Annotated in this window: 15 protein-coding genes and 2 pseudogenes; 7 read left to right on the top strand and 10 right to left on the bottom strand. The window is 70.3% G+C overall.

Annotated features, from left to right (window positions below; genetic code table 11):
* Positions 1–36: 36 nt before the first annotated feature.
* Together ACFYZS_RS25250 and ACFYZS_RS25245 are read right to left on the bottom strand one after the other, a co-directional pair.
* Positions 37–648, bottom strand: coding sequence for a hypothetical protein (locus tag ACFYZS_RS25250; RefSeq protein WP_389017249.1), 612 nt, complete (start codon positions 646–648; stop codon positions 37–39).
* Positions 649–891: 243 nt separating this feature from the next.
* Positions 892–1,059 (bottom strand): annotated as a pseudogene (locus ACFYZS_RS25245) (hypothetical protein); the annotation flags it as partial.
* A 263-nt stretch (positions 1,060–1,322) separates the two neighbouring features.
* Between ACFYZS_RS25245 and ACFYZS_RS25240 the strand changes: the two are divergent.
* Positions 1,323–2,558, top strand: a complete 1,236-nt coding sequence (locus ACFYZS_RS25240; protein ID WP_389016703.1) for an RCC1 domain-containing protein — start codon at positions 1,323–1,325, stop codon at positions 2,556–2,558.
* Between the two features lie 551 nt (positions 2,559–3,109).
* On the opposite strand, the gene ACFYZS_RS25235 is transcribed toward ACFYZS_RS25240, so the two are convergent.
* A complete protein-coding gene (locus ACFYZS_RS25235) occupies positions 3,110–3,655 on the bottom strand; it encodes a hypothetical protein (protein ID WP_389016700.1) in 546 nt (181 codons plus the stop codon).
* 289 nt (positions 3,656–3,944) lie between these two features.
* Between ACFYZS_RS25235 and ACFYZS_RS25230 the strand changes: the two genes are divergently transcribed.
* Positions 3,945–4,589 (top strand): hypothetical protein, encoded by a 645-nt coding sequence (locus tag ACFYZS_RS25230; protein ID WP_389016697.1) that lies wholly within the window; start codon positions 3,945–3,947, stop codon positions 4,587–4,589.
* 13 nt (positions 4,590–4,602) lie between these two features.
* On the opposite strand, the pseudogene ACFYZS_RS25225 reads toward ACFYZS_RS25230, so the two are convergent.
* The 5 genes and pseudogenes from ACFYZS_RS25225 to ACFYZS_RS25205 form a co-directional block, all read right to left on the bottom strand.
* Positions 4,603–5,188, bottom strand: a pseudogene (locus tag ACFYZS_RS25225) (transposase family protein); the annotation flags it as partial.
* Positions 5,189–5,233: 45 nt separating this feature from the next.
* Positions 5,234–5,575: a hypothetical protein gene (locus ACFYZS_RS25220; RefSeq protein ID WP_389016694.1), complete on the bottom strand. Its 342-nt coding sequence runs from the start codon at positions 5,573–5,575 to the stop codon at positions 5,234–5,236.
* Between the two features lie 72 nt (positions 5,576–5,647).
* Positions 5,648–6,079 carry a hypothetical protein gene (locus ACFYZS_RS25215; RefSeq protein ID WP_389016691.1) on the bottom strand — a complete coding sequence of 144 codons (432 nt, stop codon included), beginning with the start codon at positions 6,077–6,079 and terminating at the stop codon, positions 5,648–5,650.
* A gap of 355 nt (positions 6,080–6,434) precedes the next feature.
* The gene (locus ACFYZS_RS25210; protein WP_389017246.1) at positions 6,435–6,566 is read right to left on the bottom strand and encodes a Na+ dependent nucleoside transporter N-terminal domain-containing protein; all 132 of its coding nucleotides are present in this window, start codon (positions 6,564–6,566) and stop codon (positions 6,435–6,437) included.
* 235 nt (positions 6,567–6,801) lie between these two features.
* Entirely contained in the window at positions 6,802–7,812 is a 1,011-nt protein-coding gene (locus ACFYZS_RS25205; protein WP_389016688.1) for a zinc-binding dehydrogenase, read from the bottom strand.
* Positions 7,813–8,058: 246 nt separating this feature from the next.
* On the opposite strand from ACFYZS_RS25205, the gene ACFYZS_RS25200 reads away from it, so the two are divergent.
* Complete coding sequence (locus ACFYZS_RS25200; protein WP_389017243.1) at positions 8,059–8,571, top strand: hypothetical protein; 513 nt, start codon at positions 8,059–8,061, stop codon at positions 8,569–8,571.
* A 433-nt stretch (positions 8,572–9,004) separates the two neighbouring features.
* On the opposite strand, the gene ACFYZS_RS25195 is transcribed toward ACFYZS_RS25200, so the two are convergent.
* On the bottom strand, positions 9,005–9,223 hold the full coding sequence (locus ACFYZS_RS25195) for a hypothetical protein (RefSeq protein ID WP_389016685.1): 219 nt from the start codon (positions 9,221–9,223) through the stop codon (positions 9,005–9,007).
* A gap of 176 nt (positions 9,224–9,399) precedes the next feature.
* Positions 9,400–10,008, bottom strand: coding sequence for a TetR/AcrR family transcriptional regulator (locus tag ACFYZS_RS25190; protein ID WP_389016683.1), 609 nt, complete (start codon positions 10,006–10,008; stop codon positions 9,400–9,402).
* Positions 10,009–10,133: 125 nt separating this feature from the next.
* On the opposite strand from ACFYZS_RS25190, the gene ACFYZS_RS25185 reads away from it, so the two are divergent.
* The 4 genes from ACFYZS_RS25185 to ACFYZS_RS25170 all read left to right on the top strand — a co-directional run bounded on the left by ACFYZS_RS25185 (position 10,134) and on the right by ACFYZS_RS25170 (position 13,534).
* A complete protein-coding gene (locus ACFYZS_RS25185; RefSeq protein ID WP_389016681.1) occupies positions 10,134–11,042 on the top strand; it encodes a haloalkane dehalogenase in 909 nt (302 codons plus the stop codon).
* On the top strand, positions 11,039–11,422 hold the full coding sequence (locus tag ACFYZS_RS25180; RefSeq protein WP_389016678.1) for a DUF1330 domain-containing protein: 384 nt from the start codon (positions 11,039–11,041) through the stop codon (positions 11,420–11,422). The genes ACFYZS_RS25185 and ACFYZS_RS25180 overlap by 4 nt, the downstream gene beginning before the upstream one ends.
* The gene (locus ACFYZS_RS25175) at positions 11,419–13,011 is read left to right on the top strand and encodes a sulfatase (RefSeq protein WP_389016675.1); all 1,593 of its coding nucleotides are present in this window, start codon (positions 11,419–11,421) and stop codon (positions 13,009–13,011) included. The genes ACFYZS_RS25180 and ACFYZS_RS25175 overlap by 4 nt, the downstream gene beginning before the upstream one ends.
* 175 nt (positions 13,012–13,186) lie before the next feature.
* Positions 13,187–13,534 carry a hypothetical protein gene (locus ACFYZS_RS25170; protein WP_389016672.1) on the top strand — a complete coding sequence of 116 codons (348 nt, stop codon included), beginning with the start codon at positions 13,187–13,189 and terminating at the stop codon, positions 13,532–13,534.
* The last annotated feature ends 362 nt before the right edge of the window (positions 13,535–13,896 follow it).

Genomic DNA, 13,896 nt, shown 5'->3' with positions numbered 1-13,896 from the left:
CTCCCCATGAGCCTGCGCAGCGGGCTGAGCCGGAGACTACTTCGCCGGCAGCTTCCGCCAGCGGTCGTGGTGGAAGATCGGTTCGACGGCGACGACGCAGAACGCGTGCATGGGCTCGTCCGTGCGTCTGGGGTCGAAGAATCCGACCATGTCACCGAGGAAGCTTTCGCCGTGCCGGTGGATGTGGGGGTCCTGGGCAACGCGATCGCCGAGGTCGGTGAGCCAGTCACCGATCCAGAACAGGAGTTCGGCGCGGGCGGTGATGGTGATCGTCCCGGCGTGCTCGGCGAATCGGGCGGGGTGGCGGTCCGTACGACGGTGAACGTCGTCGGGACGGTCGGGAGGACGTGCGGCTGGGGCGGTCACCTGCAAGGGCGCCGAGGAACGGCGGATGCTTCGCCGCAGATCAGGCCAGTCGGAGGGGCGCAGTCCCGTGTCCTCGCGGGCCAGCAGGACGGGCAGCGCAGGCGTGTTGCCGCCGGCGAGGGCCGTGGGCCGGGAGTCTGGCGGGAGCGGGATGTGGATCGCGCTGCGTGAGCTCGTCGCGGCGACGCGGAACAGAGCGCCGAGTCGCAGGAGATCGGCGCGGCCGGCCCTCAGATAGCCGACTTGGTCGTGGGGAGGGTGGAGGAAGGTATTGCGGAGCATGGGACCGGTGCTCAGGATCCGGCTGAGCCCGGATCCCGGACGGGCGACAGGGTGACTCGTCACCCGCAACCGCATCCGACCGTCCTCGACTCGCATGAGCCAAGTACAACAGGTGCGCCGGTAGCCCCAAACTCCTTTTCGCGCCGCCGATCCAGTACGTGTGGGACCTGCCAGCCGTCGCCGTCGGCGGTGAACAACGCGAACGACTCCCGTTCCGGCCCCGTTCGCCCACAGGTCCACGGTGGCCAGGACGATCCCGCCGGGCTTCGTCTGTCGAATCCAGGTCCGGGGAATGCGGCAGACTTGGCAGATGGCGATGACGCGGTCGTAGGGTGCCCGCCGCGGGTTCCCAAGAAGGCCGCCCCCGGTCACGGTCCAAGTGGAGTAGCAGCGCGGCTTCAAGGGCGGCATCCAGCGCGCGGCCACGTGGGGGGCTACCTCGACGGTGGTCACGTCGTCCGCGCCGAGACGCTGGCGCATCAGGCCCGCGGCGTACCGGTCCGGCGGCGGCGCGGACGGTGGATGCGGGCGGGACAGTGATCGCGGCGACCTCGTTGTCGGTCATGTGGCCTGTGCTCTGACCGGGTGAATCGCAGCCGAGTCGCGGGCGCGGTGCCTGCCGGGGCCGCTACGAAGATCACGAAATGTTTGTGATCTTCGGAAGGACCTTGTTGGTGCACCTCTCCCGTACTGGGCGTGGGCTTGCTGCCGCGCTCTGCTCTCTCGCCGTCCTCCTCGTCCCGGTCGCCGCTCACGCAGTCGCTCCCGGTGCGCCGCACAGCCATGCGAAGCAGGAGAAGCGGCTGAAGTCGTGGGGCAACAACCGCTCCGGTCAGCTCGGTGACGGCACATGGACCGACTTCCGTACGACGGCGACCACGGTGCTCGGGCTGACCAGCGCCGAGGTGGTGAAGATCGCCGCCGGTGGGGGCGGTTCGGCCACCGGGCACGGGCTGGCCCTGCTGACCGACCGGACCGTGCAGTCCTGGGGCGCCAACGGATCGGGCCAGCTGGGTGACGGCTCGGTGTTCAGCCACAATGCCCCCGGCCAGGTAGTCAACCTCGCCAACGCCGTGGGCATCGCCGCGGGCGGCTGGCACAGCCTGGCCCTGTTGGACGACGGCACCGTGGTGGCCTGGGGCCGTAACAACTACGGCCAGCTCGGCAACGGCGCCAACGGCGACAGCAGCGTCCCTGTCCGGGTCGAGGGCCTCAACAAGATCGTCGCGATCGCCGCGGGCCTTAACCACAACCTTGCCCTGCGCGAGGACGGCACGGTGTGGGCGTGGGGCTACAACATCAACGGGCAGCTCGGCGACGGCACTTCCGCCAGCCGCAATGTCCCCGCCCAGGTGGGCGGCCTGACCGGCGTCACCCGGATCGCGGCCGGCTGCAACCACAATCTCGCCCTGGTCGGTCCGCCGAGCGGCGGCAGGCCGACCAGCGGTATCGCGGTGAAGGCGTGGGGTTACAACGCCAACGGCCAGCTCGGCGACAACAGCACGATCAACCGCTATACCCCGGTCGATACCCAGGGCATCTGGCTGGGCGGGGTCTCGCAGATCGCGGCCGGCTGCAACCACAGCCTGGCCGTGACCGACAGCGACAGCAGGCTCAAGGCGTGGGGGCAGAACACGTCCGGCCAGCTCGGCGACGGCACCACCGACTACCGGATCACCCCGGTCCCGGTCCCGGGCCTGACCGGCGTTCAGCTGGCGGCCGGCGGCCGGGAGTACACGATGGTCCTGCTCGGTGACGGCACGGTCCGTTCCTGGGGCGCCAATGGTTCCGGCCAGCTCGGCAACGGCACCACGACCGAGAGCAGCACCCCGGTCACCTCTCTCACCGCGCTGACCGGCGTCGACAAGATCGCCGCCCCGGTCGGCGGCGACTTCAGCCTCGCCAACTGACGACTCACAAGAAGCAGCCGCTCTCAGCCTCGCCCCCGGACGGTGGTTACCCTCCGGCCGGGCGGCGGGCGGTGAGGAAGGCAACGCCCAAAGGGGCATGACTGAGGAACGGGAGGGGAGCCGCGGCACCGAAGTGAAGACCACCGCGTGGTCTGTGCGATCTGGCTGACGAACCGGGACGATCCCATGAAGTCGGGCGATGGGACCTTCTTCCGCCCGAGGTGCTGGCCAGGGCGGGGTCTTCCGTCGCCCTGTGCGCTACAAGCCCCCCGTGCGTGGACTTGGGCGCCGGGGATGCTCCGGGGTTCGGGGAAGCCGGCCGCACGGGGCGGGGAGTCGACGGCGAAGGCTCACCGGTAACGCCGGTCGCCGGCCGAGGTCATGCCAGGGAGGACTGCGGTTGACGGCGCCGGGCTTCTGCCCGGGCAGCTTCCGCCTGCCGCGCCCGGTCGATGCCCAGTTCCCGGGTGAATTACGGTTGATCCGGCAGCCGCCGGGAGCCACAGGCCCACGCCCGCGACCCCCGGCCTGCGGCGGGTTCGGGGCGGGAGCTACTTCTTGTTCGTTGTTTTGTCCGCCAGGTCTTCCTGGAAGGGCTTCTCGCACGCGGGCCCGGTGTCGTTGGCGATGAAGCTGATCCAGTCCGTCCCGTCCGCTCGGCCCTGGGGGTGGTGCCAGGCCAGGATTTTCCAGCCACCCTTGTCCATTGCCATGGTCACCGACTGTTTTTCGTCGGCTCTCCCGCTCTCCTTCCAGCCCCCCTTGACCAGCGTGGCGACCGTGGCGTCGTAGGACTTCCTCGAGTCGGTGGTTTGGGCGGCATCCGCCTGCCACCTGACCGTGCAGGACTTGAGGCCCGGCGGAACGTCGTCCGCGGGCTGCCTCGCGGTGAACCCGGCCGTCGTGGCGGCGGCCTCTATCTCCTTCTTCACCGCCGCGATGTCCAGGCTGCCACCCGAACCCGCCTTCGCCGGTGCGGAGCCACCGGCCGATGGTGCGTCACCGTTTCGGCCCTGAGCCGACTCGCCTTCACTGCCGCACCCCGCGATCAACAGCACCGCACCGGCGGCCGCGGCCGCCCACCTCACCTTGCGCACGACGACGTATCCCCCTTCAGGTACGCGGACTTGTGCCCGCGATCAAGGCAGCAGTCTGCCACTGGCGCACGCCGGCTCGCGCGAGAGCCGTGCGAGTGCCTGGCGTGGCACAGGCCGTGGGCGCGTTAGAGGAACATGACAGGGCGAGACTGAATCGGTCAGGTGCCTTCACCGGCCGGCGTCACCTGGTTGTCACGGAAGCGCACCTCTAAAACCGCAATTCACAAGGGATGTGAGAGACAGTCAAGTGTGCTTGCGCAGATTGGTCGAGTACCGCTCCGTCTCAGTGATGGACAGACCCCTCCGCGTGGCGGGCCGGCGATGTCGAGCTGGCCCCGCGCCGCACGCACCCACACCGGCCGGCTCAAGCGCGGTGCAGTCAAAGCGTCCGCCGCTCGACGGCTGGAGCGGTTCCAAGGGAAATCGGGTCGACGGCACCCTGCACAGCGGGGAGTATGCGACGCGACCGATCAAGCACCCGGAGACGTACGTGGGAAACCGACAAGCCGACATCGACTTCACCTTCACGCACCCAACCACCGTGCGCGACCTACTGGAGGTGCTGACCCCCGCGGGCTGGTCCGCTGAGGAACGCCCCGGCTACATCTCGTACATGGTCAATGACGCAGACGACATGCACGACTGGTACGACAGCACCTCCGATCGCCTCGACGCCGTGCTCGCGGAGCTGGATGGGGCGGCGAACCTGCCCTACACCGTGGCTCTGAACGTGTTCCACCCGCAGGGCGGGACTGGCGGCATGCTCATGTTCTACGCCGAGCGCAGGAAAGTCTCCTTCCTCCCCACCATCAACCGCCGAGGCATCCCGGGCGCGTCGAAATTCACCGACCTCGCCTGGTACCTGCACGCCCTCGTCCCGTCCCTCCTCAGGGTCGGCCTCGAAGGGTACGAGGCCCGGGAAGACGGCAACTGACAGCTGTCCCGGCTCAAAAATGATCTCCTCGTCGCCTCGGGCGCGGCGAACCGTCTTGCGTCGCGCTTGCCCATCCGGCGAGGGCGAGGTTGTGCAGGCGGGCGATGCCGAACATGGCGTGCGGACTCCATCGCCTTTGAGGCGGCAGTCGCGGAGGACCTTCCAGGCCTCCATACGGGAGGTAGCAGCCGTCGGCGATCGTGGTGGTGTTGCCGACGGCGGCCTTGGTGCCGGACTCCTCCCAGCCGCGGGAGTCGTGCCGGTTGCCTGGCAGCGGCCGGCCGGCCCACCGCGACGACGAGGCGGGCGTCTGCGCCGATGACGACCTGGTGAGCGGTGGAGTACCGGCCACTCTTCGACTGTTCCGCCACGGAGTGGTCGCGGGTGGGAGCCAGCGTGCCGTCCACGATGAGCCCGGTGCCCTCGGTGAACCGCTTGCGGGGCTGGAGCGCGAGCAGCAGCACGAGGCGGTCGATGATGCGGTCCGCCGCCGGCTCCGAGGCCCCGAACAGCGGAGCGAGCTGCTGCATCGTCAAGTTCGTGCGCCAGCACAAGGTCACCAGCAGCGCCCGATCCTCCAGCGGAAGGATCCACGGCCGGCTCCAGTCGGCTCCGATGCCGTGATCACGCCAGCCACGGCGAGATCATGTCAGTGCTTCGCGCCCGTCCTGCTCGAACGCGATGCGGCAGCGCTCGACCTGCTCGGCCACCTGCTCCATGAACCAGCGCATGATCTCGTAGGGGATGACGTGTTCATCATGGCTGTGGATGTGGACGGTCGGTTCCAGATCCGGGTCCTCGTCGGGGACAAACGCCACCAAGAAGGCGGCTCCAGGCAGGTGCCTCTCGGCGCTGGGGTTCTCGGCCCACGCGGCTGGAGCCGGCACGGCCTCGCTGAGCTCCACAGCCCAGGCATCGTCGGGCAAGGCGTAGTGGAACTGGATGGCGTAGTGACGTCCTGCATGTTCTCGGAGCTCGGCTGGCATGACGGCAGGCTGCCACAGGCGCGAGGTCCGAGTCGCGGCGGCCCCGCCAACTTTCGTTTCGTGGGACAGCCCTTAGGCGGCGAATAGGGCGGTGCGGACCCGAACCCGCCCCAAGATCAGAGCGGGGACGCAGCCCAATATGGTCAGGTAGATCCACCACTCCCAGGCCGCGCCGTCGAAGGAGTAGGCGATGGCGGCCGGGATGAGCGGCGGGATGGGGACGGGTGCCAGGTGCCATAGAGTTCGGCTGCCGGGTAGCCGCCGGGCCAGGGCTTCGCCGATCAAGGCCGTCGGAGTGGCGAACAGCACGGCTTGGACCAGCCCCAGGATGACGCTGAGGAAGGCGAGCCACACCAGCGAGTACAGCCAGTCGCTGGGCTCGATGGGCAGTCCCTCGGTGACCAGGGACAGTACGATCAGGGCGATGCCGATGACCGCGTACTGGGCTGTTGTCGCGTACCCCGCGACGCACAGGGTCCCCCTGACCGTCAGCTTCCGCGCCACTGCGCATTCCCCCCTACTCGCCCGACGGTCCCGAGTGATCTTGAAATTGAACATGTTCAATCGTTCGTCACGGTACACCCCCACGCAGACGCGGCTGCGGGGCGGGGTCGAGACGGGGCGTGCACCGTTCGGCGATGCGTGCGTGGTCCTGCCGGCGGCCGCCGGGCACGGTGCCCAGGAGTGCGGCCCGTGGTCCCCGGCGCCGCCACCGACCCGGACGCACTCGGCGGCCAGTACTTCGGCCCGATCGGCCCCGGCTGGCTGAAGGGTTTCCCTTCACGGCAGACCACGGCCGAGTCGGCCCGCGCCCCGGAGGCCGCAGCGCGCTTGTTCGCGATCACGTCCGCGAAACGGCTCAGCGGCCGGGTTCCTGCTTCACCAGGAGCAGGGCGAACCCCACTTGCGGGGCGAGGCCGATACCCACGGTCCGGCAGTTGATCTGCCGGCGGTGGCGTGAAATGGCGAAGCACAGGCCGCCCTGGGCCACGAGAAGGGCGAGCAACCCTGTCACCGCGTCCTCAGGCGCGATCTTCTCACCGGGCCGAGCCTGGCCCCTCGTGGCTCGGCGCGCTCGCGGATGGTCCGGAAGGTACGGGCGCGGACCGGATGGCCGCACGGAACGGAACCAGGGCAAGAGCGGCACTGCGAACCTACGGAACAACCTCTCCAGGCACCCTCAACACACGCTCGCCCCTCACCCGCACCCTGTCGGCCCGCGGCCGTCAGGGCCTGAGGATCAACCGGATCGGGTTGCCCTCCTTGCGCTCCAGGGCATCCACGGCTTGCGCGGCCTCGGCCAGGGGATGGATTCCGCTGACCGAGCCGGAGAGGTCCAGCCGGCGCATGCCCGTCAGGCGGACCAGGTCGACGAGGTCCTCGGACCGAGAGCCGTAGTGGCCCAGGACCTGCTGTCGGAAGCGGCAGAACCAGAGGTTGTTCTGGATGGTGAAGGGCTGGTCGGTGAGGCCGACCAGGACCAGCCGACCGTGCTCGGCGAGGGCGGCCAGCGCCTGGTCCCGCGCGGCCGGCACACCGGCGAAGTCGAAGGCTGCGGCGACGCCGCCGGCGCCTGCGGCGTCGCGCAGCAGGGTTGCGAAATCGGGGTCGGCGGGGTCCAGGGCGACGTCGGCGCCGAGCCGCAGGGCTCGTTCACGGGCGGCGGGCAGCGGGTCCACGGCGACGACCGGGCAGGCCCCCACCATGCGGAGGAGCTGGACGGCGTGGGCGCCGAGGCCGCCGACGCCCCACACCGCGACGGCCTCCGCGGGCCGTACGTTCGCGCCGGAGGTGATCGCAGCCCAGGGGGTGGAGACCGCGTCGGGGATGATGCATGCCTGCTCGAAGGGGATCCCGGGCGGGAGGGGGACCACCGCGTCGGCCGCGGCCACGGTGTACTCGGCCCAGCCGCCGTCGATGTTCACCCCGCGGGTGCAGGGGGTTCCGTCGCGGAGCTCGCCGGCCTGGAGGACGACGGGGTCGCCCACGGCGAGAGAGGTGACGCCGTCGCCGAGGGCCTTGACCTCGCCCGCCGTCTCGTGACCGAGTGTCACCTTGTTTCCCGAGAGGGGCTGCGGCTCCAGGATGCCCTGGATGAGGTGCACGTCCGACAGGCAGACCCCGGCCGCCCTCACCCGGATCAGGACCTGGCCCGGTCCGGGCTCGGGGACGGGCGCCTCCTCTACGGCGAAACCGCCGCCTCCGGTGGTGAGCCTTCCGGCCAGCATCGTCTCCACGGCCGCCGTTCTCCCTCGTCTCCGTACCGCTCGGTGGTGCGCCTGCACCGAGTGAAGCGCACGGTCCCCGGCGGAACGCCGATCGATCCCGTGACGCGCCGGTGCTCGGCGCTGTTCGGGCGCGAGCGGGTGGTTCGTGGGCCCTGCCGGGATTCGTAGGGTGGCGGGTACACGCGCTCGCCTTGTCGGAGCGCCGCGATCAGCCGTCCTCCATATCGGCTCTCTGCGAAGGACCGAGTGAATGAGATGACATCGATTGCAGTGACCGGGCATGCGAACATCACGGATGCGAGCAAGCCTCTGATCAGAGAAGCCCTGGTGTCGAGGCTCACCCGTCACCCGGCCGCCGAGCTGACGGGCTTGTCCTGCCTGGCTGCGGGGGCGGACAGGGTCTTCGCGGACGCCGTTCTGGCCATGGGGGCACGGCTGGTGGCGGTGATCCCCTCGTGGGACTACCGGGAGCGCATGGTGGATCCGGGCCACGCCGATGAGTTCGATCGCTTGTACCGGGCGGCCGCTGAGATCAAAGTGATGCCGTACCGGCGAACGACGCCGGATGCCTATGCTGCCGCCAATCGTCTGCTCCTGGGGCGCGCTGAGCTGCTGATTGCCGTCTGGGACGGCCGAGAGGGCGGGCGCGGTGGGACGGCGGACGTCGTAGCCACAGCCCAGGCCCATGGGCTCCCCGTGGAGATCGTCTGGCCGGCCGGGGCCGATCGAGGGGACGGGAAGCGCATCCCTCGGCGGAGGAATCGCTGACGTGCAAGCGGACCGGCCTCCGCGTCGTCCCCGCCATCGTCCGTACGGTCGAATACGCACCGGCGCCACTCGGACAGTCTCGATACCGATCAGAAGCACACGAGCCATCGCGGAACGGAGCCGACCGTGATCCGCACGGAGCGGTCAGGGAGCCATCGGATCAGCGGAATCACCGACCGGTACGAGGTCGGTACACCCGAGGGGCGCGTACTCGCGGAGCACCTCTCGCTGGACTCCGCGGAGTGGGCGGTCCGCCACCACCTCGCCGCGGTCCCCACGGAGTCGTGCAAGGGCCGTCATGCCGCGAATGGGCCCGCGGCATGAGCCGTAGGTAGCGCCCAAGCCCGACACCGCAGGCGCCTTACGTCACGCGCCCGCGCTCCACTCGACAGTCCGGGGGAGTACTCCCCGTCCGGCCAGCCCGCGCGGGCCCTCAGGCGCAGGTCCCGCCATGCGCACCCCTCTCCACCCCGGCCGCGCCGGTGAACTGCTGCTCGCCGTCCTCCGGCCGCCCCGGTGCCATTCCTGCTCCGATGACGGGGAGCGTTCCGTGGTCGTCGTCGAGGCCGCGTCCCGCGCCGAACACGCCATCCGCGTGCTCGGACTCCACCGCGACATGGTGTCCTTCGGCGGCGGCCCCACCGTCCTCCACGGCTGCACCCTGCGACCGCGGGACGGATCGCCCAGTCCCGCCTGCCCGCCTGCCCCGCCCCCGAGCCCGAGCCCGAGCCCGACTGATTCTGCTTCCGGCGCAGAGCGGAACCGGCTACGACAGCGGGCCATCTCTCGGCCCGGGGGTGCGTCGTGCGTCTGCCCGTACCGGCCGCCTCAGGGTCGTCCGGTCGCGAGCAAAGCCTCGATCATCAGGGCCATGACCTGTCGTGCTTCTTCGGGGGTACGGGTGAAGCGCAGGTGGTGCCATGCCTCCCAGGAGGTGGTGGTCTCCAGTGCGGCGAGGAGGAGTGCACGGCGGCCTTCCGGCTGGGCGGCGAACTCTGCCGCGAAGACGGCCTCCAGCTGGGCGCGGGCGACGCCGAGAGCGGTGTCGCGGCACCGGCGCAGTTTGTCCGACTGCTGTTCCAGCCGCACGGTGGTCAGTCGCAGAGGGGTGATCCATTCCAGTGCGTCCGCCCGTGCCGCGACGAGGGCGGTGATGCGGGGCCCGAGGGGGCCGCTCACCGGCAGCACGGGCTGGCGCGCGACCAACTCGTGAAGGCGGTGGTCGATGGCCTGGTCGATGATCTCCTCGACGTTCCCGAAGTGGTGGTGCACCAGTCGCGCTGAGGTGCCGGCCCGGGCCGCGATCTTCGCGACGGTCGGGGCGGTCTCCCCCTCTTCTCCGAGTTCGAGCACGGCATTGATGATGCGGGCCCGCGTCTGACGGCCGCGCTCGACTCGGCCGTCACGGTGGTCGGCCGCTGTGTGGTCCTTCGGCATGGTGCGGTCCTCGGCAGGCGTAGGAGGGGGTGGACGGGTGTGGAGGTTCTCGTACGAGGGGTTGACGCGTCAGACAAATTTCAGAGAGTCTGCAATTATCTTCGCAGTCGAGGCCGGGAGGCCGCATGCGCATCCTCCGCACACCCGATCACTGCTTCACGAGTCTGCCCGACTGGCCGTACCGGCCGCACTACGTCGACGTCCCGCCGATGGACGGAAGTTCGGGCAGGTTACGGGTCCACTACGTGGACGAGGGCCCACCCCGCGCGACCCCGGTCCTGCTGCTCCACGGCGAGCCCACCTGGTCCTACCTGTACCGCCACGTCATCGCGGGCCTGGTCGAGCGCGGCCATCGCGTCGTCGCCCCCGACCTGATCGGCTTCGGCCGCTCGGACAAGCCCGCCGAGCAGGCGGACCACACCTTCGCACGGCACGTGGCATGGATGTCCCACGCGCTGTTCGAAGGCCTGAACCTGCGACAGGTCACGCTGTTCGGCCAGGACTGGGGAGGAATGATCGGTCTGCGGCTGTTGGCCGAAGCGCCCGACCGCTTCAGCCGGGCCGTCCTTGCGAACACCGGACTGCCGACCGGCGACACCGCGGCACCCGAGCACTTCCTGTCGTGGCAGAGGTTCGCCGCGACCACACCGGTCTTCGACGCAGGAGCCATCGTCGAGCTCGGCACCCGGCGCCCCGTCGACCGGGCCGTGCAGGCCGCGTACAACGCACCGTTCCCCGATCCCACGTACCAGGCCGGCGCACGGGTCATGCCCTCGCTGGTCCCCACCACGCCCGACGACCCGGCCGCGGACGACCAACGCCGCGCCTGGCGTGCCTTCAAGGAGTTCGAGCGCCCGGTCCTGACCGCCTTCAGCGACGGCGATCCGATCACCCGAGGCGGCGACGAGCCCTTCCGGAAGGCGTTTCCCGCAGCCCGCCGGAGTGCCGTCGCCGGGGCCGGCCACTTCCTCCAGGAGGACGCGGCCGATCGCGTCGTGGAGGTCATCGCTTCGTTCGTCGAGGAGACTTCATGATGCGCGCGTCCGGTCTGGTCCCCACCGCCGAGCAGGCCGCCGGACTGCTCGGGGGCGAGGGGAGCGGGGAGATCGTCATGCTCAACCTGCTCAAGTTCAGCGACCGGCCCGAGGAGTACGGCCGCTACGAGGAACTGGTCCGAGAACGGCTCGCGGACGTCGGGGCGGAGCTGAGGTGGGTCGGCCTCGTCGAGCACCTCGTCGTCGGTGACCCGGCACTCGACGGATGGGATGCCGTGGCACTCGTGGCCTACCCGTCCAAGGAGGCGTTCACGAGGATGGTGACGTCCAGTCAGTACCAGGAGGCGGCCGGTTACCGGGACCGGGGGCTGGCGGCGACCGTCCTGCTGTGCTGCACAGGACGGGAGGGAGCGGAGTGACCGCGCCCCGGAACATCCTCTTCATCACCACGGACCAGCAGCGCTACGACGCGCTCGGCTGCAACGGCAACACGATCGCCCGCACCCCCGTCCTCGACGGGCTGGCCGCGGCCGGCTACCGCTACGAGCGCGCCTACAACCAGAACACCGTGTGCATGCCCGCCCGTTCCACCCTCCTCACGGGCCAGTACGTACGCACCCACGGAGTCGTCGCCAACGGCATCCCGTTACCGGAGGACGCCCCGTCCGTGGCGGCCCACCTGCGCGACCGGGCGGGGTACCGTACGGCGCTGATCGGCAAGGCCCACTTCGAGCCGGCTTTCGACCCCCAGTACCGCTACACGGAGACCCGGCGCGCCGCGACCGGCGCCACCGGCTCGTGGCGCGGCTTCGACTACGCCGTCCAGGCCGCACACGCAGCGGCCTTCGACGACTTCCGGATCGGCCACTACGGCGACTGGATCGCCACGGAGCACAGCGAGTTCCTCCACGCCTACGCCGACCTCCTCGGCGCCCGGCCCGGTGGCGACACCGGCGCACCGGAGGCAAAACACAACGTCATTCCCCGCGACCTCTACCACACCGACTGGGTCGCCGACCGCACCGTCGAATGGCTGCGCGCCCAGGACCCGGCCGATCCCTTCTTCTGCTGGGTCAGCTTTCCCGACCCGCACCACCCGTGGGACCCGCCCACGTCGGAGATGTCCCGCGTCGACTGGCGCGACCTGGACCTCCCGGCCGGCCACCCGGGCAGCGACGAGGAGATCCGCAGGATCCTCGCGAAGCGGCCCGCCCACTGGCTCGCCTACTACGAAGGCACCTGGGCCAATGCCGAAGGCGGCCCGATGGCCTTCGTGCCCGAGAGGCTGACGCACAACCAGATCCGCGAGATCAACGCCCGCGTCCACGTCATGAACGAGCTCATCGACGAGGCGTGCGGCCGGATCCTGACCTGCCTGCGCGCACTCGGACTGTCCGAGAACACCGACGTCGTCTTCACCACCGACCACGGCGAGATGCAGGGGGACTACGGCTTCCTCTACAAGGGGCCCTTCCACGTCGACGCGCTCATGCGCCTCCCGCTGGTGTGGCGCCCCGCCCCCTCCGCCGGCCCCGTCGTCCCGGCCGTCATCAGCGACCCCGTCGGCCAGCTGGACCTCGCCCCGACCTTCTGCGCCATCGCGGGCATTCCCCCGGCCGACTGGATGCAGGGCAACGCCCTCCCCGTCAACGACGGGGAGGGCCGCCACGAGCGGGTCCTGTGCGAATGGGACAGTCAATTTCCCGGCTACGGCATGCACATGCGCACCATCTACCGTGACGGCTGGCTCTGCACGGCGTACGGCACGTCCACGGCGGGGCGGCCCAACGGGCTGGAGAAGACCTGGGGGGATGCCGTCCTGACCCCCACCTGGATCCAGTACGACGGCACCGAGGGCGAGCTCTACCAGGTCCATGACGACCCCCACCAGTGGCACAACCGGTGGGACGACCCTTCCCTGGCCTCCCTCCGCGCCGACCTCGTCGCCGATCTGCACGACAGTCTGCCCGGCGAAACGCGGACCCTCGAAGTCGAGGCACCCGCATGACCTCGCACGAGGACGCCCGCGGCGAGGGCAGATGACAGGGCGAACGCCCCGCACCGCGGGTGACCGGCCCTCCCGCACCGGCACGAGCGCGCCGTGCCCTCGGCCCGGGGCGCTGCGACGCGGGTATCTCCTCATCGGCCTGCTCTTCGGAGCCGTGTGGGGAGTGAACCGGGGCATGCCGGTCTGGGAGCACGCCGTCCGGCTGCTGGCCTTCGTCATCGTGGTGCCGCTGCTGCACGCGGCTCAGCAGCGGCGGCGCCGGAAGCAGGGGCGGCGGGACGCCCCGCAACTGTCCGTCTTTCGGGCGACCTTCGCCAAGTGCTGCCTTGTTGCGGCCGCCATCCCCGCGACGGTCCTGCTGCGCCCGTACACGTCCCTCGCGGACCTTGTCGTCGGCATCGGGATCGCGGCGGTGGTGGCTCTGGCCGGCCCCTGGGTGCACGGTGCCTTCCTGGTCCGGCCTCCCACCGGTGCATCCGGTACCCCCGGCCCGTCCTCCACCCCGGGCGGTGAGGAACGGTGACGTACGGACAACAGGCCCCGGGCCCGCCACCGGATGCCGGAGCCGGACCGCCTGGAGAGCAGGCGCAGAGTGAGGCCGAGTCGGCCTAGTCGGCTGGGGCGGCCGGTCGTGCTCGTCAGCGGGGTGTTGATCCGTCCGGTTTCCACGCACAGGAAGCGGCGGTAGTCCGTGTCCGTCAGCTCGGCCGTGGAGGCTGACAGCTCCGGGCCGGGGTTCCAGATCACCACGTCGCTCGCCCCGCGGTGCGCGATCTCGACGGCCCGGCCACGGGCCGTGTCCGTGGCGAACCAGCGCCTGCCGCTTGACTGCTCCGGGCTCCTGCGCACCAAGTCACCGCCGGAAGAGGCGGGCGGTCTGTCAGG

This window comes from Streptomyces sp. NPDC001903 (assembly GCF_042891345.1).
In the GTDB taxonomy this organism is placed as follows: domain Bacteria; phylum Actinomycetota; class Actinomycetes; order Streptomycetales; family Streptomycetaceae; genus Streptomyces.
This window is presented reverse-complemented; position numbering and strand designations above follow the sequence as displayed.

What these genes read in the sequence shown, in the direction of transcription:
- ACFYZS_RS25180 (WP_389016678.1), top strand. Translation starts at nt 11,039, where the DNA reads ATGATGCGCGCGTCCGGTCTGGTCCCCACCGCCGAGCAGGCCGCCGGA.
- ACFYZS_RS25170 (WP_389016672.1), top strand. Translation starts at nt 13,187, where the DNA reads ATGCCGGTCTGGGAGCACGCCGTCCGGCTGCTGGCCTTCGTCATCGTG.
- ACFYZS_RS25250 (WP_389017249.1), bottom strand. Translation starts at nt 648, where the DNA reads ATGCTCCGCAATACCTTCCTCCACCCTCCCCACGACCAAGTCGGCTAT.
- ACFYZS_RS25230 (WP_389016697.1), top strand. Translation starts at nt 3,945, where the DNA reads ATGGACAGACCCCTCCGCGTGGCGGGCCGGCGATGTCGAGCTGGCCCC.
- ACFYZS_RS25185 (WP_389016681.1), top strand. Translation starts at nt 10,134, where the DNA reads ATGCGCATCCTCCGCACACCCGATCACTGCTTCACGAGTCTGCCCGAC.
- ACFYZS_RS25200 (WP_389017243.1), top strand. Translation starts at nt 8,059, where the DNA reads ATGACATCGATTGCAGTGACCGGGCATGCGAACATCACGGATGCGAGC.
- ACFYZS_RS25220 (WP_389016694.1), bottom strand. Translation starts at nt 5,575, where the DNA reads ATGCCAGCCGAGCTCCGAGAACATGCAGGACGTCACTACGCCATCCAG.
- ACFYZS_RS25190 (WP_389016683.1), bottom strand. Translation starts at nt 10,008, where the DNA reads ATGCCGAAGGACCACACAGCGGCCGACCACCGTGACGGCCGAGTCGAG.